Origin of the sequence: Pseudoalteromonas spongiae UST010723-006 (assembly GCF_000238255.3) — a bacterium.
Classification (GTDB): Bacteria; Pseudomonadota; Gammaproteobacteria; order Enterobacterales; family Alteromonadaceae; genus Pseudoalteromonas; species Pseudoalteromonas spongiae.
Genome location: NZ_CP011039.1, coordinates 54,935 through 75,000 on the forward strand (window position 1 = coordinate 54,935; position 20,066 = coordinate 75,000).

At 40.2% G+C, this 20,066-nt stretch carries 17 protein-coding genes; 8 read left to right on the forward strand and 9 right to left on the reverse strand.

Annotated features, from left to right (window positions below):
• Window positions 1-12: 12 nt before the first annotated feature.
• From hemC to add, 4 genes are all read left to right on the forward strand, one after another.
• Window positions 13-948 carry a hydroxymethylbilane synthase gene (gene hemC / locus PSPO_RS00250; RefSeq protein WP_010562322.1) on the forward strand — a complete coding sequence of 312 codons (936 nt, stop codon included), beginning with the start codon at window positions 13-15 and terminating at the stop codon, window positions 946-948.
• 12 nt (window positions 949-960) lie between these two features.
• Window positions 961-2,778 (forward strand): uroporphyrinogen-III C-methyltransferase, encoded by a 1,818-nt coding sequence (locus PSPO_RS00255; protein ID WP_010562321.1) that lies wholly within the window; start codon window positions 961-963, stop codon window positions 2,776-2,778.
• Window positions 2,775-3,887 carry a heme biosynthesis HemY N-terminal domain-containing protein gene (locus PSPO_RS00260; protein WP_010562320.1) on the forward strand — a complete coding sequence of 371 codons (1,113 nt, stop codon included), beginning with the start codon at window positions 2,775-2,777 and terminating at the stop codon, window positions 3,885-3,887. The genes PSPO_RS00255 and PSPO_RS00260 overlap by 4 nt, the downstream gene beginning before the upstream one ends.
• Window positions 3,888-4,208: 321 nt before the next feature.
• Complete coding sequence (add, locus tag PSPO_RS00265) at window positions 4,209-5,204, forward strand: adenosine deaminase (protein WP_010562319.1); 996 nt, start codon at window positions 4,209-4,211, stop codon at window positions 5,202-5,204.
• A gap of 242 nt (window positions 5,205-5,446) precedes the next feature.
• Here the strand turns inward: add and PSPO_RS00270 are convergent, their stop codons facing one another.
• The 6 genes from PSPO_RS00270 to ubiD form a co-directional block, all read right to left on the reverse strand.
• Window positions 5,447-7,345: an ankyrin repeat domain-containing protein gene (locus tag PSPO_RS00270; protein ID WP_010562318.1), complete on the reverse strand. Its 1,899-nt coding sequence runs from the start codon at window positions 7,343-7,345 to the stop codon at window positions 5,447-5,449.
• Between the two features lie 14 nt (window positions 7,346-7,359).
• Entirely contained in the window at window positions 7,360-7,746 is a 387-nt protein-coding gene (locus tag PSPO_RS00275) for a hypothetical protein (RefSeq protein WP_010562317.1), read from the reverse strand.
• Between the two features lie 429 nt (window positions 7,747-8,175).
• The gene (locus PSPO_RS00280; protein WP_010562316.1) at window positions 8,176-8,865 is read right to left on the reverse strand and encodes a helix-turn-helix transcriptional regulator; all 690 of its coding nucleotides are present in this window, start codon (window positions 8,863-8,865) and stop codon (window positions 8,176-8,178) included.
• 32 nt (window positions 8,866-8,897) lie between these two features.
• Window positions 8,898-9,215 (reverse strand): hypothetical protein, encoded by a 318-nt coding sequence (locus tag PSPO_RS00285; protein ID WP_040642321.1) that lies wholly within the window; start codon window positions 9,213-9,215, stop codon window positions 8,898-8,900.
• A 121-nt stretch (window positions 9,216-9,336) separates the two neighbouring features.
• Complete coding sequence (gene fre, locus PSPO_RS00290; protein WP_010562314.1) at window positions 9,337-10,050, reverse strand: NAD(P)H-flavin reductase; 714 nt, start codon at window positions 10,048-10,050, stop codon at window positions 9,337-9,339.
• Between the two features lie 34 nt (window positions 10,051-10,084).
• The gene (ubiD, locus tag PSPO_RS00295; RefSeq protein ID WP_010562313.1) at window positions 10,085-11,557 is read right to left on the reverse strand and encodes a 4-hydroxy-3-polyprenylbenzoate decarboxylase; all 1,473 of its coding nucleotides are present in this window, start codon (window positions 11,555-11,557) and stop codon (window positions 10,085-10,087) included.
• A gap of 172 nt (window positions 11,558-11,729) precedes the next feature.
• On the opposite strand from ubiD, the gene PSPO_RS00300 reads away from it, so the two are divergent.
• Window positions 11,730-12,248 carry an outer membrane beta-barrel protein gene (locus PSPO_RS00300; protein ID WP_010562312.1) on the forward strand — a complete coding sequence of 173 codons (519 nt, stop codon included), beginning with the start codon at window positions 11,730-11,732 and terminating at the stop codon, window positions 12,246-12,248.
• 12 nt (window positions 12,249-12,260) lie between these two features.
• Window positions 12,261-13,529: an Ig-like domain-containing protein gene (locus PSPO_RS00305; RefSeq protein ID WP_010562311.1), complete on the forward strand. Its 1,269-nt coding sequence runs from the start codon at window positions 12,261-12,263 to the stop codon at window positions 13,527-13,529.
• Between the two features lie 86 nt (window positions 13,530-13,615).
• Here PSPO_RS00305 and PSPO_RS00310 read toward each other — a convergent pair whose 3' ends face one another.
• The 3 genes from PSPO_RS00310 to trxA form a co-directional block, all read right to left on the reverse strand.
• Entirely contained in the window at window positions 13,616-14,746 is a 1,131-nt protein-coding gene (locus tag PSPO_RS00310; protein WP_233430442.1) for a methyl-accepting chemotaxis protein, read from the reverse strand.
• Window positions 14,747-14,962: 216 nt separating this feature from the next.
• Window positions 14,963-16,222: a transcription termination factor Rho gene (gene rho / locus PSPO_RS00315; RefSeq protein WP_010562309.1), complete on the reverse strand. Its 1,260-nt coding sequence runs from the start codon at window positions 16,220-16,222 to the stop codon at window positions 14,963-14,965.
• Between the two features lie 173 nt (window positions 16,223-16,395).
• A complete protein-coding gene (trxA, locus tag PSPO_RS00320; protein ID WP_010562308.1) occupies window positions 16,396-16,722 on the reverse strand; it encodes a thioredoxin TrxA in 327 nt (108 codons plus the stop codon).
• A gap of 91 nt (window positions 16,723-16,813) precedes the next feature.
• Between trxA and rhlB the strand changes: the two genes are divergently transcribed.
• Both rhlB and gppA read left to right on the forward strand, forming a co-directional pair.
• Window positions 16,814-18,070 carry an ATP-dependent RNA helicase RhlB gene (rhlB, locus tag PSPO_RS00325; RefSeq protein WP_010562307.1) on the forward strand — a complete coding sequence of 419 codons (1,257 nt, stop codon included), beginning with the start codon at window positions 16,814-16,816 and terminating at the stop codon, window positions 18,068-18,070.
• Between the two features lie 18 nt (window positions 18,071-18,088).
• Window positions 18,089-19,591: a guanosine-5'-triphosphate,3'-diphosphate diphosphatase gene (gene gppA / locus PSPO_RS00330; protein ID WP_010562306.1), complete on the forward strand. Its 1,503-nt coding sequence runs from the start codon at window positions 18,089-18,091 to the stop codon at window positions 19,589-19,591.
• Window positions 19,592-20,066 lie beyond the last annotated feature (475 nt).

Below are 20,066 nucleotides of genomic sequence, written 5' to 3' on the forward strand. Positions count from 1 at the left end.
TGTAGGAAAATTATGTCTCAAGATAATCCAATTATTCGTATTGCAACACGTAAAAGCGCATTGGCTCTTTGGCAAGCAGAGTTTGTAAAAGCTGAACTGGAAAAGCACCATGCTAATTTAACGGTTGAGCTTGTGCCTATGTCGACTCAAGGCGATAAAATTTTAGACACACCACTGGCGAAAATTGGTGGTAAAGGCCTATTTGTTAAAGAGCTTGAAGTCGCTATGATGGAAGGTCGCGCAGATATTGCCGTTCACTCGATGAAAGACGTTCCGGTTGAATTCCCTGATGGACTAGAACTGCACACAATTTGTGAACGAGAAGATCCGCGAGATGCATTTGTATCAAACAACTTTAAGTCGCTAGCTGATTTGCCTCAAGGTGCAATTGTTGGTACATCGAGCCTACGTCGTCAGTGTCAGTTAAAAGCGGCGCGTCCTGATCTCGAAATTAGAGATTTACGCGGTAACGTAAATACGCGTTTAGCAAAATTAGATGCCGGTGAATACGACGCAATTATTCTTGCCGCTGCAGGCCTTATTCGTTTAGAAATGCCAGAACGCATTGCAGACTTTATTGCGGCAGAAGACTCATTACCTGCAAATGGTCAAGGTGCGGTAGGTATTGAGTGTCGTAGCGATGACGAAACAACTAAAGCGTTACTTGCGCCACTTGAGCACACAGAAACGCGCTATCGTGTACTAGCAGAGCGCGCAATGAACCGTAAGTTACAAGGTGGTTGCCAAGTTCCGATTGGTGCATTTGCAACTGTTGAAGGTGAAACACTAACACTACGCGGTTTAGTGGGCGCGTTAGATGGCTCGGTAATTTTGCAGCATACACTGGCTGGTAATGTGGCAAATGCAGAACAAATCGGCGAGCAAGTAGCTGATAACTTGTTATCGCAAGGTGCTGATAAAATTCTTGCTGAAGTTTACGGTAACTAACAAGGAGTGCATGTGACACATATCTTACTCACACGGCCAGAGGACAAGAGCCAACAATTAGCTGAACGCCTATCAAATATGGCGATTAAAAGCACCATTCAACCATTACTGGCGCTTGAAGCAATTGCAGTGAGTGAACAGCAACTTGCTATGCTTGAAAGTGCCGATATTGTGCTTTTTGTGTCACAAGATGCCGCACGTTTCTTACATGCGTTACAACCTGAACTAGCAAAACACAGCCACTGTTTAGCTGTTGGCAAAAGTACCGCTGAAACGGTAACCGAACTGTTCAACAAGCCGTGTGCTAGCCCGTTGGTTGAAACCAGCGAAGGTTTGCTTGCCATGCCAGAGCTCAACAATGTGGCAAGTAAACAAATTGTATTGGTAAAAGGCAAAGGTGGGCGCAATAAGTTAGCGCAAGAATTAAAAGCGCGCGAAGCGATTTTTCAGCCGCTAGCCGTTTACCAGCGTTTGGCGAATGCTAATTTAAATGATGCAATGGCGGCTAATTGGCAAGCGAATGGTATAGATGCCGTTGTCTTAACGAGCAATGCAAGTATCGATAGCTTTTTAGCAATAGCGACAAATAAAATCTGGTTATCGCAGCTAACCGTTTACTTGGTAAGTGAGCGCTGCGTTAACTACTTGCAAGACAAAGCCAATGTAAAACACATTATTAATTGCCAAGGTGCTGATAATGATAGCATTATCAATGCCATTGCAGGTCAACATAAACATCAACAGAGTCACGCTATGGAACAAGAAAAAGACATAACGGCAAAGAGTACGATTAGCGAAAAGCCAACAAGTAAGGCGCAAACTACGAGCAATAGCGCTTCAAAACCAGCCGTGGCAAAGCAATCAGGTTCAGGCAAGGCAATTGCTGTTGTTGCGTTGTTGGTATCACTTACAGCGGTTGGTGGATTAGGGTACGGCTATACCTTATTTCAACAACAGAAAAATTTTCTCGTTAAGTTAAATAACAAAAACAACACGCTCGCTGAACAGATTGCCCAAGTTAATACACAGGCGCTGGCATTAAAAAATCAAAATCAACAATTGCAGAATGCATTATCGGCTCAGGTATCTGAGGCAGAGCTGGCGCTTAATGAAAAAATTGCTCAACAGTTACATGCTGCTAACCAACAAACACCAGAGCTAAATCGTGAAGAAGTGAAAAGCCTTTACCGTATGGCAGAATTTAAGGCGTTGGTGCAAAATGATTACCTAGGCGCTGCGGCAATGCTGGCACGTTTAGATGTACTGCTTGAAAACTTTCCGGGTACTCAGCAAGCTAGAGCGGCACTACATCAAGATATTCAAGCATTACAAGCGGTACAAACGGCTGATGTTGAAGGTTTATATTTAAAGTTGTCTGGGTTAATCGCTAATCTTGATGAGCTACCGCTTAATATGGTGGTGCTACCGGAAGAAGCTGATAAAGTTGATCAGCAGGCGCTTTCAAATAATGTGGATGATTGGCAGTCAAACTTAAAACGCAGTTGGGACTTGCTGGTGGATGACTTTATTAAAGTGCGCAAACGCACAGCGCCGATAGAGCCGTTATTAAGCCAAGAAGAGCAAGCGTTGATCCGACATCAATTACGTTTTTATATGGCACAAGCACAAACTGCGCTTACAAAGCAGCAGCCAGCCATTTTCTCTACAGCACTGCAACAAGCACAAAACGTAGTTAACAATTATTATGATGTGCAAGCTGCAAATGTAAAATACCTTAATAATCAATTGAGTGAATTAAATGCTAGGCCTCTTGTGTTCACACCAGAGATTACCTTTAATTCTGCAGCTGCAATTAAGGAGCTACTATGAGCAAGGCAATTATCACGGTTGTTATTGCATTAGTTGTACTTGCGCTCGCGCCAGTGGCTATAGGTGAAAAAGGTTATGTGCTAATTGCTTTTAACGACTACACCATTGAAGGCACGATCACCGCATTTGTAATTGCCATTATTTTACTGGCGGCGTTTAGTTTTGTGATTTATAAATTGCTGCGTTATGTCTTATCACTGTATGGTATTACTCGTTTTAAATGGGCATCGCGCGCCGATAAACGCAAATTAAATAATTTAAAAACAGGCGTTTGGCAGTTTATAAATCGTGATTTTACTGGCGCACAGCAAAGTCTTGCAAAAGCCCATGTACCAGCAGGTTGGGAAAGCATTGCACAAGCCATTTCAGCACGAGCCGCGTTAGAAAGTGGTAATAAAGCCGATGCGCGACTACATCTTGAAAAAGTTGCGCAGCAAGACGCATCAAATATTGCGCAAATGCTGGTGGAAAGTGAGCAAGCTGAGCTTGCCAAAGAAAGCATGGAGCAAATAACTAAGAACAAAAAAGCGACTAACTTAGAGCTGGCTAATTTTGCCGAGTACTTAGTAGCTCAACAAGATTGGTCAACGCTTAATGATCAGCTAAGTCGTTTTGAGAAAAAACATGCGCTTAGTGATGAGCAGTGGCAACAGTTATTTGAACGTTATTTTGCAGCGTTAGACTTAAATGCATTAAACAGTGCTTACGGTAATTTACCGAAGAAACTCAAAGAAAAAGCAGAGTTTCATTATCTGACTAATCTTGCCTCATTTTCCCCAGAGCAAACCGATAAGTGTTTATTAAAACTAGCGAAGGGTGATAAATACCGCGAGGTGTGGCAAATCCTCAGTAAGTGCAACAATACTAAATTATTTGACACACAAAAGTTTATCCAAAGCCGATTAAAGAAAATACCGGAAGATGAGACACTATTGCTAACGCTGGCTTACATCGCTAAAGCGCAAGGTGATTTTGAGCTTGCCTGCAAGGTATTTAACAAAGTGTTGAGCAAAGGAAATGCAAACAAGCATTGGCGTGTTGCGGCTGAGTGTTTTAATCAAACAGGGCAACTTGATAAAGCAATTTCGCTCTATCAAACCTATGTTTAATACCAATTCTGTTAAGTATGTGATCAGGGATAGCGCTGGATAAATGAAATGGTAACAAGGCGGAACTTTTCTTATGTAGTTGTTCTACATTGATAAATTCTAACGCAGTTAGCATGATATTTAGCCCGCTAGGATGATTAGCTACTTAAGTGAATTGGTATAACGTGGCTAAAAATTAAGGTTATGATTAAAAAGCGCCGACGGGCGCTTTTTTTATATTTGTATTTTTACCCAAGCGAGGACCTATGTCCTAAGCAATCCTTGCTTTTATAGCTAAACTACGTAGAATCCGCGCAATTTTAAATTTTTAAGGGTCAAGCCATGATCGATTCAACTCTTCCACTTCTTGATTTACACCGTCACCTTGATGGAAATGTTCGCTCAGAAACCATTTTAGATCTTGGCCTAAAATTTAATATGGATTTGCCAGCAAGCGATGTTGAGTCGCTGCGCCCACATGTACAAGTAATTGAAAATGAGCCCGATTTACTTGGCTTTTTACAAAAACTGGATTGGGGCGTAAAAGTGCTTGGCGATTTAGATGCATGCCGCCGCATTGCCTATGAAAATATGTTTGATGCTAAAGGGCAGGGACTTGATTATGTTGAGCTGCGTTTTAGCCCATTTTATATGGCGCAAACCCACAACCTGAATATTGCAGATGTAGTTGCTGCGGTAATTGACGGCGTAAAAGCGGGTAGCCGCGAGACGGGCGTTCAAGCAAAGTTGATTGGTATTTTATCGCGCACCTTTGGTGTTGAAGCATGCCAAGCGGAACTTGATGGCTTACTGGCGCACAAAAATGAGCTTATTGCACTCGATTTAGCGGGTGATGAGCTTGGCTTCCCAGGTAACTTATTTGAAGGTCATTTTAAACAAGCACGCGATGCAGGTTTACAAATTACCACTCATGCAGGTGAAGCCGCAGGCAGCGAAAGCATTTGGCATGCAATTAAAGAGCTTGGCGCAACACGTATTGGCCACGGTGTAAAAGCAATTGAAGACGTCGCACTGATGGATTACCTACGCGATCACCAAATTGGTGTGGAATCGTGCTTAACCAGTAATATTCAAACCAGCACAGTTGCATCAATGGCAACGCACCCACTAAAACAGTTTTTAGCACATGGTATTTTAGCTACAATTAATACGGATGACCCAAGTGTAAGTAATATTGAAATTCGCCACGAATTTGAGGTGGCAGCACCACAAGCAGGTTTAACACAGGCAGAAATCACGCAAGCACAAAAGAACGCATTACAAATCGCGTTTTTAAGCGATAGCGAGCGTAAAGTGTTAATGGGGAAATACGCGTAATGCTATAGCGTCATTTTTCAAAATAACACACGCCTCCCTGTATTCCTTAAAAGCCCATCCTTGGGCTTTATGTTACTTTTTTATTACAAGATCCCTCTTTCCATTTAAAGACTGTCTGAGGCATTTGAGTTTATTACATCCAAATCAATATTATTTTAAAATTTAATAACTACCAAGAAGGCTTAACTTTCGTTTACAGTTATATTAAATGTACTTAAAATCCCAAAAGCGTTATAGAACTCTTATTCGTAAAGCTCTAGATTAGGTACCTGCTTGATCAGCTTAAAATAATCGCTGATACTCTTTACTTTTATTTCTTTAACTCTTTGTAAATGAGATTTAGAAATTATGTGTCTACTATCAACTAGCTTTTTCGTATAAAAAGCATTAAGGTCTATTTGAGGAAATATTTCCAAAGATAAATCCAAGCCATCCATTCCATATACATCTGCAGCATAAGGGCTTGCATTTGCATTTAACAAATACAAAAAAACAGCTTTCGACTGTAGCATAATTGAATAATGTAGAGGTCTTAGATTGGACGAGTCAGCGTTATTTATAGAGGCCCCATGCTGCACTAATAAATGAGCGACTTGTTCACTTCCAGAAGATGCAATGTAAAACCAAATATTTTCGGGTATGGTTGCACCAAGAGCAAGTGTTTCTTGAATTACTTTTAGATTCCCCTGCTGAGTTGCTATTATAAGGGTTATGTCGATTGCTTCTTTTTCTGATTTCAGCGTTTCAGTCAAGGTTTTGATCGTGTTATCAGTATCTAATGTTGACTTAAGGCTTTGCAAAAATTCTAAATCGGTATCTTTCAATTTTTTAAAATGTTTTTCAGCTTTCTCTTTTAAGTTTAGTGTTCTTTGAGCTCTAACAGCTCTCTTACCTGTTAGCCCTCCAATACCAAATAATTCTTGTTCAGAACTTTCCGCTTCTTTTTGGACTAAGGAATTATCCATAACATGCTTTTGATTTTTAACAGTTAAAAGCTGATCGAACTTATTATCAATTTGATTCATCAGCAATGGCAAACAATTTTTACTTAGACGGTTATTAATTGAGTCTAGTGTTAATATACTATCTATACCATGCTGTAACTGGATATTCTCTGTCGTGCTTATTTTCAAAGGCTCATATTTTACAATTTGTTTTCCTGATAAGTTCTTTTTTGCATATTCAAACAAGTGTTTTTTGTTAAATACTGACCTCTCTCCTAAAATATCCATCATTTTCATGTAAGTTATTTGATCCAAAGACCCTTTTTTTCGATAATAAGTAGCTGCGTCTAAAGTTGACCAAGAAAGCTTGTCCGGTCTTAGAGTCACCCCCATATTAATAAACAGTTTTAATGCATCGACATTACCTGCCTTAGCTGCTACAAATGCTAAACTCCTTTTCCTTCCCATTACATCTATACTAGATGATAGATCTACATCTGAATTATTAATCAACAAATTCAAAAAATCTTCTGGGTACATTTTATAAGTTGCGATAGAAAGATCTGAAGCCGTGAATTTATAACCTAAGTTAATTAATTCTAGAGTAATTTCATTCAACAAGCTAAAGTCATTGGTTGCGCTTGCAACAGTTCCCCAAAAATCTAATATATCATTACTGGTGAAGTATTTATTTCTTAAATCATCAACTTCATATCTTTGAAAAAATAACTGATATGAGAACAATAATTCATCGACTAACTTCTTAGTTTTGACCGGACTTAGAACTACTTTTGCTTCAATTTGATTATAGTATGGGGATAATATTTGGTAATTCTCTTGATTTACTAGCAACCTGCCTTTGTAAAGGCCATAATCTGTTACTATAAACAATAGATCCATTATGCCTTCAGAAAATGGCATTCTTTTAAAGTATGTGTTTATATCATTTCTGATTGAGTTCCACTTGTCTTCATTCTCGGAAAGTAGGGTGTTAACTTCGATATCACAGTTATAAGTGTCTTTTTTATAATCCAATAGAACGTTTGCAATACTTATGCTTTGTGAAGCATCCTCACTGTGTATTAGCTTATTTTTAACTTGCTTATAAACAACTTGGTCAGTGCTCTCTTGCTTTTTTATAATCAAGGCTGCGCTTGAAATAGCTATTATTGCAATGAGGATAAATAGTTTTTTCATGCAGGTAACTCAAACTACACATACATGCATCTATTCCAGACTTCTGTGGCATGATTATCACAAGCAGTTGTAAGCTTTTCATTTGCTTCTAAGCCGGAAGAGAAGCAAATTGTTGCGCCTATGGCTCCCGCAAGTGGATTTAGTAGTGCAGCAACTATTGCGCAACCTGCAGTTAACCCTCCGATAGCAGAAACTCCTGAATTGTAACAACTAGTATAGGCTTCAGCCGATTGATCATTACAAAATAATTGGGCTGCTCGAGGTGGAACTTCGGAACCATCATCATCGCCATCCCCCCAATATGCAAAGGCGACATTGGTTACTGAAACGTTATTTCCTTGATACGAAACATTACCAACAAACAGCAAAATCCCCAAAATAGTGTTTATTAATATTTTCATTAACTAAATTCCTTGTTAAATTTCCAAAATAGGTACAAGATAATCTAGGTGCATATTACTTTTCTGTCAATCAATTTTTTGGCTAAATAAAATAGCTCATAGCTCATAGCTCTTTGATCAGCATATAAAAACAGGGGTAAGAGGTTTTTTATTTGACTTTATTAAACTAACTTCCTCGCCGAGTACTTGATTGATTCTTAGGTTTACTCTTTCGCCTATTAATTAAACCTGAAAACAAAGTTTAAGTGTATAATGCTAGACAGAGACTTTGAGTTAGAAAGCGTACAGGGATGATTAGCGCGTTGCTTCATGGTGCAGAGGAATTCGAAAGGGAGATTAGCATTTTTAAAATTCATCCATGAAACTTGGTTCCATCGGTCATCCATGACCTCACTTCCTTAAGCTGCGGAGCGTTGCTTCGGTCTTTCGTCACCCATACTTCTCCTGCACTAGCTTCACATAATGCGCTAGCGATTTATCACCATGGGTGGCAAAAGTCAGTTCCGTAAGTGATACCGCTTGAATGCGGTCTATGCGAAATTCACGATAGTCGTTTCGTAAGCGGCAAAAAGTGATTAACGTCCATTTGCCACCCCAATACACCATGCCTAAAGGTTCAACAAGGCGGGTGGTGGTTTGCTGCTTGGCATCGGAATAATCAATTTTTACACAACGGTGTTGCTCTATGCCTTGGCGTAAGGTGAGGGTAAAGGCTTGTTGCGCTTGGTTGTGACTCCAACCCGATACTAAATAGGGCAGATCATCCACTTTTTGTTTTAAGCTACTTGGTAATACCGCTTCAATTTTAGCGAGTGCAGAATGGGCTTTATCGGCTAAAACAGGATCCGTCCATTCGCTAACCATGCGGCTGCCTAGCATTAAGGCTTGCAGCTCTTCGAGGGTAAACATCATGGGTGGCAGGTCACATTCAGCGATTAAGTACCCAATGCCAGCTTCGCCTTCGATAGGCACGCCCGATGTTTGTAAATGTTGAATATCGCGGTAAATGGTGCGCTCAGATACGTTTAGTTTATCTGCAAGCTGTTTGGCGGTTACAGCAAGGCGGCGGCCTTTAAGTAAGTTAACCAGTTGAAATAAACGCTCAGATTTATGCACCATATTTCCTTAATTTAATGCGCTTTACGTGTTAATTATGCGTCACAAGGTGTTTGTGACACTACATCGTAGTGTTCCAAAATAACACTTTCTTTTTCAATTAACTTGGCAAATTGCTGGCAAATTTCATTTTCATAAAATGCTTCTTGCACACGTTTAGCATCTGCCATGGTGGCAAAGTAAACCACATCAACGTAAATATTGTCGCTTTGTTGTTTGGCAAGTGAGCGGTATAGCACACCAGTTTGGTTATTGAGGAATTGCTGCAATGCGTTATTAGCAGCTGTGAACTCTGCGGCTTGGGTGGTTTCTGCTAATTTAAAGTTTACGATTTCGATTACGTTACTCATCATTTGTCTCCTTTGAAATGATGACGTTATTTAATCAGGCTGTTGTGTCAGGGAGTGTCAGTAGCAAATGATCTCGAAAATAAAAAAGGAGCCAAATGGCTCCTTTTAGTAAATTGCATTCGTATTATTTGATGAATGCAAAGGCATCTGCATACATGTTTTCGCGAATTGCGCCGTGATTAATAAAGTCATCACGTACAGGGCCAATCATATCGAAGCGACCTGCCATATAGATTTCATAAGGCTCTAGCGAAACAATGTCTTTCATTACAGCTTTATGCACATAGCCTGTGTGACCTTGCCATGTGTCAGTTGCGTGCTCTACTACAGGAATAAAGTTGAAGTTAGCTTGGCTTGCAGCCCACTTTTCCATTTCATCTTTTGCGTAAAGTGCTGACTCATCGCGTACACCCCAGTAAAAGAACACAGGGCGTGTTGATTTGATTTCAGCAAGGTGATCGGCCATTGATTTTACGTATGAAAAACCTGTGCCGCCGGCAAGTAACACAAGTGGCAGCTCAGATTCAGTGCGTAGTTGTGAAATGCCTAAGCCCACTTCAAGCTCAGCTTGCGTATTATTCGCAAAGTGCTCTTTTAGGTGATCCAGCGCTTGCATAGCATAGCTGTTTTCTTCTGATGCACCGATATGTAATTCTAATAGCTCTGTTTGGCTTGGGCGGCTTGCGATTGAGAATGCACGCTTATCCTTTTCACCCAATACCAGTTGCAGGTAGTGACCTGCTTCAAATGACACTGGCTCACTTGGTTTTAGTTCAACCTTATAAACAAACTCTGTTAATGGAGTAATGCTTACCACGTTTGCTTTAACTAATTGCATTTTTAAACCTTTTCACGACGCAAGTTTAACTGCGTTACTTTTCTAAAATGTTGAGTGAATCCCAAATTTCATCAACACGTTGTTTGACTTTATCGTCCATTACGATGGGTTCGCCCCATTCGCGGTCGGTTTCGCCTGGCCATTTGTTGGTGGCATCAAGCCCCATTTTTGATCCTAAGCCAGAAATAGGTGAGGCAAAGTCGAGATAATCAATTGGGGTATTTTCAATCATTGTGGTATCGCGGGCAGGATCCATGCGCGTAGTAATTGCCCAAATTACATCGTTCCAGTCGCGCGCATTCACGTCATCATCACACACAATAACGAACTTAGTATACATGAATTGACGTAAGAATGACCAAACACCCATCATTACGCGTTTTGCATGACCTGGATATTGTTTTTTCATGGTGACCACGGCCATACGGTAAGAACAACCTTCAGGTGGCAAGTAGAAATCCACAATTTCAGGGAATTGCTTTTGCAAAATTGGTACAAACACTTCGTTAAGTGCGACACCTAAAATAGCAGGCTCATCAGGTGGACGGCCAGTATAGGTGCTGTGATAGATAGGGTCTTTACGGTGTGTAATATGGGTTACTGTCATGACTGGGAAGTCATCAACTTCGTTATAATAACCAGTGTGGTCGCCATAAGGCCCCTCTGGTGCCATCTCGCCCTGTTCAATATAACCTTCTAATACAAACTCGGCGCTAGCAGGAACTTGCAAGTCGTTCGAAATTGACTTTACCACTTCTGTTTTGCTGCCACGCAATAAACCGGCAAAAGCGTATTCGCTAAGGGTATCAGGTACAGGGGTTACTGCCCCTAAAATGGTTGCAGGGTCGGCCCCAAGTGCTACCGAGACAGGATAAGGTTCACCTGGGTGTTCTTTACACCATTCTTGGTAATCGAGCGCGCCGCCACGGTGTGATAACCAGCGCATAATGATTTTGTTTTTACCAAGTAATTGTTGGCGGTAAATGCCCAAATTTTGGCGCTTTTTATAAGGTCCTTTCGTAACTGTTAAGCCCCAAGTAATTAGTGGCGCAGCATCGCCAGGCCAACAGTGTTGGATTGGTAGCTTAGTTAAATCAACATCATTACCTTCAACAATCACTTGTTGGCATGGTGCTTTCTTAACTTCTTTTGGTGGCATATTGAGTACTTGCTTAAACACAGGTAGTTGGCTTAGCGCATCTTTAATGCCTTTTGGTGGCTCAGGCTCTTTTAAAAAGGCTAAAAGCTTACCAACTTCTCTTAGTTCAGATACATCTTCTTGCCCCATACCTAAAGCAACACGCTCAGGTGTGCCAAATAGATTAGCAAGTACAGGAATAGAATAGCCTTTTGGATTTTCGAAAAGTAGTGCAGGGCCTTTTGCACGCAAAGTGCGGTCGGCTATTTCGGTCATCTCTAAGTAGGTATCAATTTCTTGCTTGATACGTTTTAGCTGACCTTTCTTTTCTAACAGTTCGATAAAGTCCCTGAGGTCTTTATATTTCATAGTATTGTCAGGCTTTTAATAATAAAAATTGATTGGTGATAGTATAACCTTTTGCGCAACTTACGGGCAATTGTATTCCCGAATACATGGTTACAATTGTTTATACTTCTGAGGGTGCTTTTTGGTTTAGCATTCAATAGAATGGGGACACAATTATACAAAAAGGATTTTTATGAAATCTTTAATCTTTACAAGTGCTCTGCTTTTTTGCGGCTCAGCTTTTGCAGCGAATGATATCTATGTTGGATTAGATTACGCGTATAACGATTTTGAAATCGCGGATGAAACGGTGAACCCAAATGCTGTGAATTTAAAAGCAGGTTACGAATTTTTCGACGGTATTTTTTTAGAAGGACAGGTGGCAGTTTCAAGTACGGATGATAACTTGTATCGTATGAACTTCGAGCTAGATAAATCGTATTCTCTATTTGGTCGTTTTGAGTCACCCGCATCTTATGGTTTTAGTGCTGACATTTTACTGGGCTGGAGCTGGAATGACATTGCTGTAACAGGCCCAGAAGAAACATATAACAACATTGATAGTTACAATGGTTTTGCTTGGGGCATAGGTTTGAATCAAGAAATCCCTAGTTTTGAAGAGATTAAAGTCCGCTTGGGATACCAAGTATTGCATTCCGATTCAGACTTAAAACTAGCAAATTATACACTTGGCGTAAGCTATACATTTTAAAGGGAATTGCATATGAAAAAGTTTAAATTATTACCTTTAGCGTTAGCGACCGCAGTTGTACTTTCGGGGTGCAGCGAATCAGACGATCCTGCTGCGTTGGTTAAAGCAGTTAAATTAGAGTCGCAGCGTGCAAATGGTACTATTATCGAAAGCATCGAATTTACTGGTAACGATATTCGTTTACGTCCGGGACAAACTCATCAACTAGTTGCGATGGGTACAGATTCTAAAGGTGATGTTCGAGACGTTTCAAAAGAGGTAACGTGGGTTTCATCAAATACTGATGTTGCTACTATCAACTCAAGTGGTTTGGTAACTGCAGTAAAAACGCTTGAAGATAATCAAGGGTTAGTGACTTTTACAGCAACAACTATCAATGATATTGAAGCAACAACCGAGCTTTCAATTAGCGATAGTAAAGCAACGGCGTTAGATGTTGTTCTTAAAAACTCTGACAGCAATCAAGTTACTACCTGTGTTGATGCGCAACTCGCTGCGACAATTACATATCAAGATGGTTATGTAAGTGCTCCAGATACAAATTTATTAACTTGGCAGCTAGCAGGGTCAGCGACAGCTCGTGTTGATACTAACGGTCTACTATCTACTTCAGCAGAAGACAGTGAAGAGCTGATTATTACCGCAAAGCACACTGATGGTGTAACTGGCAGTGACTCGTTTTCAACATCAATTGCTCAATTAAGCGCGCTTACGATTCAACATTCAGATAATAATATTGAAAGCCTAGCTATGGAGCTTGCTCAACGTGAGTCACTTAAACCTCAGCTAACCTTATTGAATGGTGATACACATATTATTTCAAACAGCGCTATTTGGGCTGCGAGTGATAGTGCTGTTGCTGCAGTTTCAAATGAATCTGAGGTACAAGGCAATATTGTGGCACTAACATCGGGCACGACGAATGTGTTTGCTACTTGTGGTGGTCAACAGGCACAAGTTACTGTTGAAGTAACTGGTGATTCAACATTAAATGGCTTAAAGATTAATACCGGTGCCGAGAGCATTAGTATTAAACAAGGTGCAAAAGTATCTTTGCAGGCATTTGCAGATCTAGCAGACGTATCTGACGACTTTAACGTATCGGAGTTTGCTGGTTGGTCATTTTCTGGTACCGACTTAGTTACATCACAATTTAAGAAGTTAGGTACTAATGAAGCGTATTTAGAAGTGAGTGCATCAAGCTCGAAAACGGGCTCGTTTACCTTAATTTCTAGTTATCGTGGTAAATCAGAAACAATTGATATCACAGTTGTTAAATAAGCTAATCTTTTAATTAACCAGTTCTTTGCTGGTTAATCTGAGATTATGTTTTTACGCACTCAAAGTTAATTGAGTGCGTAAAATTACTAAAATAAGTCTATTTCACCCACTTCGCTAGGCGCTTCAGCGCTCTCTCGCCGCAGTTTAGTTCGTGTACTGGTATTCCACTCTTTATCATTAAAATCAAACAGCTCGAGCTTTTCTCGTAAGCTGGTGGCTAAGTTAAGTAAATCATCACTGGTAACCGATTGGATTTTAGAGTTTGAAAGTGCATCAGTATTTAATTCTATCATGGCATAAACCGATGATTGTGCATCGTCTGACGCGGATCTTTGTTGTTTTACCTGTTGCTGTATTTGTTCAGATAACGAGTGAATCTCATTCATGGCGTGATCTATTTGGTCTATTTCTAAGTTTGCCTGCTGCGATAAATTGACTGTTTGCTGAGTCTCTTCATGTGCTTTCATCATTAACTGATGTACTAAGTCAGTGCCAGATTGAATGCGACTTACCATGGCACTAACTTCTTTGGTCGATTCGCTGGTGCGTGCGGCAAGGTTACGCACTTCATCGGCTACTACTGCAAAACCACGCCCTTGTTCGCCGGCGCGAGCTGCTTCTATGGCGGCATTAAGAGCAAGTAAATTGGTTTGTTCGGCAATGGAGTTGATAACTTCAATAATCGACGTAATTTGGTCACTGTCTTTTTTTAGTTGTTCAAGTTGTTCGCCGGTTTTTTCAATCTTAGTTGCTAGCGATGATAGGCTTTGTTGGCTAAGATCTGCATCGGCGCGTGTTTGCTTTACGGAGTCGTTGGCGTTTGTTACCGCTTGGTAAATTAAAACCAAATTTTCATCTAATTGGGCGGATACTTCCACCATGGCGGACATTGATTGCCCGAGTGTCTCGCCATGGCTATGCTGCATTGTTGCTTTTTGCATTATCGAACTGTACGTATCTTTTAGCTCATTTGCCATTGGATATAACCGTGCTGATGATGCATATACCTCAGTAATTAGATGGTCCATTACTTCAAGCCAGTTATCAATATAGGTGCATTCTTCGGCATAGTCTGTATTGCCGTTATTTTGAAAGCGAAATTTGATGTTTACTTTTGTTGGGTTAGCAACTGCTTGAGAGAAGGATGTTAGAAAGCTTGCGTCGGCTTTTTTACTTTTTTGGCTGTATCCAAATATACCAATAATAACCAGCGACATAATACTTTGCAGTACTAAGTATAGGGTAGAGGCTTCAGCTAAAAACAGGATTAATAGCGAGCACAGTGCAAAAATTATTATGCTTGGAAAGAGTAGTTTATGTATTTGCATAAATCTGAAATTTAACTCTAAGTGTATAATAGTTATAGAACAGATTTTGTATTGGGCAAATAAAAACGCCAGCTAAGTGCTGGCGTTTTTTAAATTATGATGCAATTACTTTCGTTTCATTGAATCGAAGAATTCGTCATTGGTCTTACACATAGCAAGTTTATCAATTAAGAATTCCATTGCGTCGATCTCTGACATTTCGTGTACGATCTTACGGAGAATCCACATCTTCTGAAGTTCGTCAGCTTTGGTAAGTAGTTCTTCACGACGTGTACCTGAGCGGTTGAAGTCGATTGCTGGGAATACACGTTTTTCCGCTATCTTACGGTTAAGGTGTAATTCCATATTACCAGTACCTTTAAACTCTTCGTAGATAACTTCATCCATCTTAGAGCCAGTATCGATAAGCGCTGTAGCAATAATCGTTAAGCTACCGCCTTGTTCAACGTTGCGCGCTGCACCGAAGAAACGCTTAGGCTTATGTAGTGCATTGGCATCAACACCACCAGTAAGTACTTTACCTGATGAAGGGATTACGGTGTTGTAGGCACGTGCTAAACGCGTAATTGAATCAAGTAGAATAACTACGTCTTTTTTGTGCTCTACTAAGCGTTTCGCTTTTTCAATTACCATTTCGGCAACTTGTACGTGACGGCTTGCTGGTTCGTCGAACGTTGAAGCAACTACTTCACCTTTTACAAGGCGTTGCATTTCGGTAACTTCTTCAGGACGCTCATCGATAAGTAAAACGATAAGCTCACACTCAGGGTGGTTTGAGCTAATAGACTGTGCAATGTTTTGTAGCAACATTGTTTTACCCGCTTTTGGCGGAGCTACTAATAGACCACGTTGTCCTTTACCAATTGGCGCTGCTAAATCGATTACACGGGTTGTGATATCTTCAGTACTACCATTACCACGTTCCATACGTAAACGGTCGTTTGCGTGAAGTGGTGTTAAGTTTTCGAAAAGGATCTTAGTACGAGAGTTTTCTGGCTTGTCGAAGTTTACTTCATTAACTTTAAGTAGTGCGAAATAACGTTCGCCATCTTTTGGCGGACGAATTAATCCATTAATTGTGTCACCAGTACGTAAACTAAAGCGTCTGATTTGGCTAGGCGATACATAGATATCATCTGGCCCAGCTAAATAAGAGGCTTCGAAAGAACGAAGGAAGCCAAATCCATCTTGAAGTATTTCTAATACGCCACCGCCATAGATGTTTTCGCCGCTCTTTGCGTGAGCTTTTAAAATGGCAAAAATAATGTCTTGTTTTCTTAAGCGGCCTACATTTTCAAGTCCCATGGACTCAGCTAGTTTTACAAGTTCGTTAATCGACTTATTTTTAAGTTCGCGTAAATGCATATTGGTGGGTTCTTTAATATTTTATTCTCAAGGTTTTTGAGTGGAAGTAATAATGAATAATTACTTAGGATAAATATGATGTAGAAAATAGCAGCTCTTGTTAAAAGCGTCCAGTCTTTATAAAAAATAATCAGTGCAAAAATGAAAAAAGGCTGGTTAAACCAGCCTTTTTCTTATGCGTTCTCTTCTAAAAACTCAACTAGTTGAGTTTTAGATAGTGCACCAACTTTAGTTGCAGCAACTTGACCGTCTTTGAACAGTAGTAATGTAGGAATACCACGAATACCAAACTTTGGCGGCGTGCCAGAGTTTTGGTCAATGTTTAATTTACCGATCGTTACACGACCAGCAAATTCTTCTGCTACTTCATCAAGAATTGGCGCGATCATTTTACAAGGACCACACCACTCAGCCCAAAAATCAACTAGTACAGGGCCGCTAGCATTAACTACATCAGACTCAAAGCTATCGTCTGTTAGTTGGATAATTTTATCGCTCATTGGGTTCTCCGATAATTTTCGCGAATTTATTTATAGCGTATTTAAACACTATTGTTTCTTATTGCAAGTTTAAGCGTTATGCTTATTCGCTATGAATAAGACACATTTAACCGAAACAAAGTTTGCCGACTTTGATATTGCGCCGGAAGTGGTTGCCGGACTTACTCGCAAAGGCTTTGAACTTTGTACGCCAATTCAGGCAAAAAGTTTACCTTATGCACTACAAAAACGAGATATTGCAGGGCAAGCTCAAACTGGTACAGGTAAAACCATTGCGTTTTTAGCTGCGACTTGTCACCACTTATTGGTCAATAGTAAAGGGGCAAGTAAACACCCAAGAGCGCTTATTATGGCGCCTACTCGGGAGTTAGCGTTACAGATTTATAACGATGCAAAAATATTTGCACCCGACTGTAAACTTAACCTTGGCATTGTATATGGTGGCGAGGAATATGAAAAACAACAGGCACAGTTAGAAAAAGGTGTAGATATTTTAATTGGCACAACAGGCCGATTGATCGATCTATATAAGCAGGGCAATTACAGCCTAAACGATATCGAAGTTGTAGTACTTGATGAAGCTGACCGTATGTTCGATCTTGGCTTTATTAAAGATATTCGCTATTTACTGCGCCGCATGCCTGAAGCGACAGAGCGTTTAAATTTACTGTTCTCGGCTACACTTTCATACCGCGTACAAGAATTAGCGTTTGAGCATATGACCAATCCGATTCATGTGCAGGTTGAGCCTGAGCAAAAAACTAATCAGCGCATTCAAGAAGAGCTTTTCCACACATCTCAAGACGATAAAATTCCACTTCTTCTTACATTAATAGAAGAAGAGTGGCCGGATAAAGCAATTGTATTTGCTAATACAAAACATATGTGTGAAAACGTATATCAGTGGATGAAAGCAGACGGGCACCGTGTAGGTTTACTTACGGGCGACGTTAATCAGAAAAAACGTATTTCAATTTTAAAGCAGTTTACTGATGGTCATTTAGACTTTTTAGTTGCGACCGATGTTGCCGCACGTGGATTACACATTGATGCAGTAAGTCATGTGTTTAACTTTGACTTACCTGATGATTGTGAAGATTATGTTCACCGCATCGGTCGAACTGGTCGTGCAGGTGCTTATGGTCATGCCATTAGCTTTGCTTGTGAGCAATATGCATACAACCTTCAGCCAATTGAAGAGTATATTGACCATGCGATCCCATTGTCACATTATGATAAAACAGCATTGTTAGACGACATTCCTAAGCCGCGTTATAACCGTGCAAAGCGTCCAAATCAAAATAACCGACGCTCAAATAAACCAGCTCAAAGAAGAGCTCATAGTTAGTAGTTTTTTGAGGTATCAATGCTAACCGTTGATAAAGCAAATGATCAGAACTGTTATGCCGTTATAGATTTAGGCTCTAACAGTTTTCATATGTTAATAGCCAAAGCCGTAGCAGGCGACTTGCAAACAATTGGACGTGTTAAACGAAAGGTAAGATTAGCGGCAGGGCTGGATGAAAATAGCCAGTTAAGCATTGAAGCCATGCAAAGAGGGTGGGAATGTCTTTCCCTTTTTGCTGAGCGACTTCAAGATATTCCGAAAGATAATATTACGATTGTTGCTACAGCTACATTACGCTTAGCGGCAAATGCACAGCAATTTGTCGAAAAAGCAGAGCTAATTCTCGGTCATCCAATTCGCGTAATCAGTGGTGAAGAAGAAGCAAAAACAATCTATAAAGGGGTGGCGCACACTTCATCAACACTCGGTAAACAACTGGTTATTGATATCGGTGGTGCCAGTACAGAAGTGGTGATTGGCGATGGCTTTGATCCTCTTTTATATAAAAGCCTAAATATGGGTTGTGTAACCTATCTTGAAAAGTACTTTGAAAATGGCTTGTTAACGCATGATAATTTTGAAGCCGCAACAAATGCAGCAAAAGAAGTTATTGCGCCTGTAGTGGCTGAGTATAAACAACTTGGTTGGTTAAGTGTGTCGGGGGCATCCGGTACGGTTCAAGCTATTCAGGAAATCATGATTGCACAAAGGCAAGATGATTTACTGACGCTTGATAAACTGAATGCCATTAAACACCAAGCTGTTTTATACAAATCGATTGATAAACTCGACCTTCCTGGATTAATGCAAGAACGAAAACTTGTATTTGCATCGGGTCTTTCAATTTTAATCGCATTATTTGAAAGTTTAGATATTGAAGTAATGGGGCTTGCTGGTGGTGCATTAAGGGAGGGAGTCTTGTACTCCATGATCCCGGAGCTACATAATAGCGATATTAGAGAGCGCACAGTTCAAAGCTTTATCAGCCGTTATCATATTGATGCAACACAATCACAACGTGTCGCGGACGTCGCACTTTTATTCGCAAAGCAAGTAAAAGATGATTGGCAGTTGAATGATGAAGACTTATCGATTCTGGACGCTGCTGCGAAGTTACATGAAACAGGCTTATTAATTGGTTATAAAAAGTATGGTCAACATGGCGCATACATAATGACGAATACTGATATGCCAGGTTTTACCAAGGCACAGAAAAACCGTGTTGTTTTTTTAGTTAAGTATCACAAAGAAGATATCGACAAGTTAAACTTTGAGTCATTAGGCTGCTTTTCGGATGTGACATCTAAGTTGCTCCACATATTACGTCTATCCGTTATATTAAGTATGCGTCGAAAAGACGACGTACTACCTGAATTAAAGTTAGTTACATCAAATAATGATCTATCAATTGTTATTCCACATATATGGTTTAGCCAGCACCCGCTAATGCAAGCAGAACTCGAAGCCGAGTGCGAGTATGCACGTAAAGGCGGTCAAACTTTACACATAGCGGTTAACTAAAGCGTAAAAATATGGCGTTTTTGTTAATAAAACGCCACTTTTGTTCGCTAAATGAGCTAACGCACCAAATTTGCAAACTTTCTTTAAAAAAGGGGTTGCGCTCAAATCAAATCTCTCTATAATGCGCCTCCACCAACACGGGGAACGACGCAGCATAGCAGCGAATCACGAGTTAGTTGAGTCAAGTAAAACTGAGTTTTGAACGTTTTCAGAATAAAAAGAAAATAATCAAAATTAAGTGTTGACAAAAAATTAGGAAAGCGTAACATACGCAGCCCTAACAGCGACGAAGCGTCGCGGTAAACACAAGGTTGTTTGCACTGTTCTTTAAAAATTTAAGCAATCATCTGTGTGGGCACTCGTACAGATTAAGTTCTAACATACGCTTTTAAAGCGTAACAAAATTTAGACTTAATTAAACTGAGTGACCAACGGAAATAAACTTTGTTTATTTCAGCACAGTCAATTCGATATC

Coding starts and splice junctions, on each gene's coding strand:
- PSPO_RS00310 (WP_233430442.1), bottom strand. CDS start 14,746: ATGTCGCTGGTTATTATTGGTATATTTGGATACAGCCAAAAAAGTAAA.
- hemC (WP_010562322.1), top strand. CDS start 13: ATGTCTCAAGATAATCCAATTATTCGTATTGCAACACGTAAAAGCGCA.
- gppA (WP_010562306.1), top strand. CDS start 18,089: ATGCTAACCGTTGATAAAGCAAATGATCAGAACTGTTATGCCGTTATA.
- PSPO_RS00275 (WP_010562317.1), bottom strand. CDS start 7,746: ATGAAAATATTAATAAACACTATTTTGGGGATTTTGCTGTTTGTTGGT.
- PSPO_RS00260 (WP_010562320.1), top strand. CDS start 2,775: ATGAGCAAGGCAATTATCACGGTTGTTATTGCATTAGTTGTACTTGCG.
- add (WP_010562319.1), top strand. CDS start 4,209: ATGATCGATTCAACTCTTCCACTTCTTGATTTACACCGTCACCTTGAT.
- rhlB (WP_010562307.1), top strand. CDS start 16,814: ATGAATAAGACACATTTAACCGAAACAAAGTTTGCCGACTTTGATATT.
- ubiD (WP_010562313.1), bottom strand. CDS start 11,557: ATGAAATATAAAGACCTCAGGGACTTTATCGAACTGTTAGAAAAGAAA.
- PSPO_RS00270 (WP_010562318.1), bottom strand. CDS start 7,345: ATGAAAAAACTATTTATCCTCATTGCAATAATAGCTATTTCAAGCGCA.
- rho (WP_010562309.1), bottom strand. CDS start 16,222: ATGCATTTACGCGAACTTAAAAATAAGTCGATTAACGAACTTGTAAAA.
- fre (WP_010562314.1), bottom strand. CDS start 10,050: ATGCAATTAGTTAAAGCAAACGTGGTAAGCATTACTCCATTAACAGAG.
- PSPO_RS00285 (WP_040642321.1), bottom strand. CDS start 9,215: ATGATGAGTAACGTAATCGAAATCGTAAACTTTAAATTAGCAGAAACC.
- PSPO_RS00305 (WP_010562311.1), top strand. CDS start 12,261: ATGAAAAAGTTTAAATTATTACCTTTAGCGTTAGCGACCGCAGTTGTA.
- trxA (WP_010562308.1), bottom strand. CDS start 16,722: ATGAGCGATAAAATTATCCAACTAACAGACGATAGCTTTGAGTCTGAT.
- PSPO_RS00280 (WP_010562316.1), bottom strand. CDS start 8,865: ATGGTGCATAAATCTGAGCGTTTATTTCAACTGGTTAACTTACTTAAA.
- PSPO_RS00300 (WP_010562312.1), top strand. CDS start 11,730: ATGAAATCTTTAATCTTTACAAGTGCTCTGCTTTTTTGCGGCTCAGCT.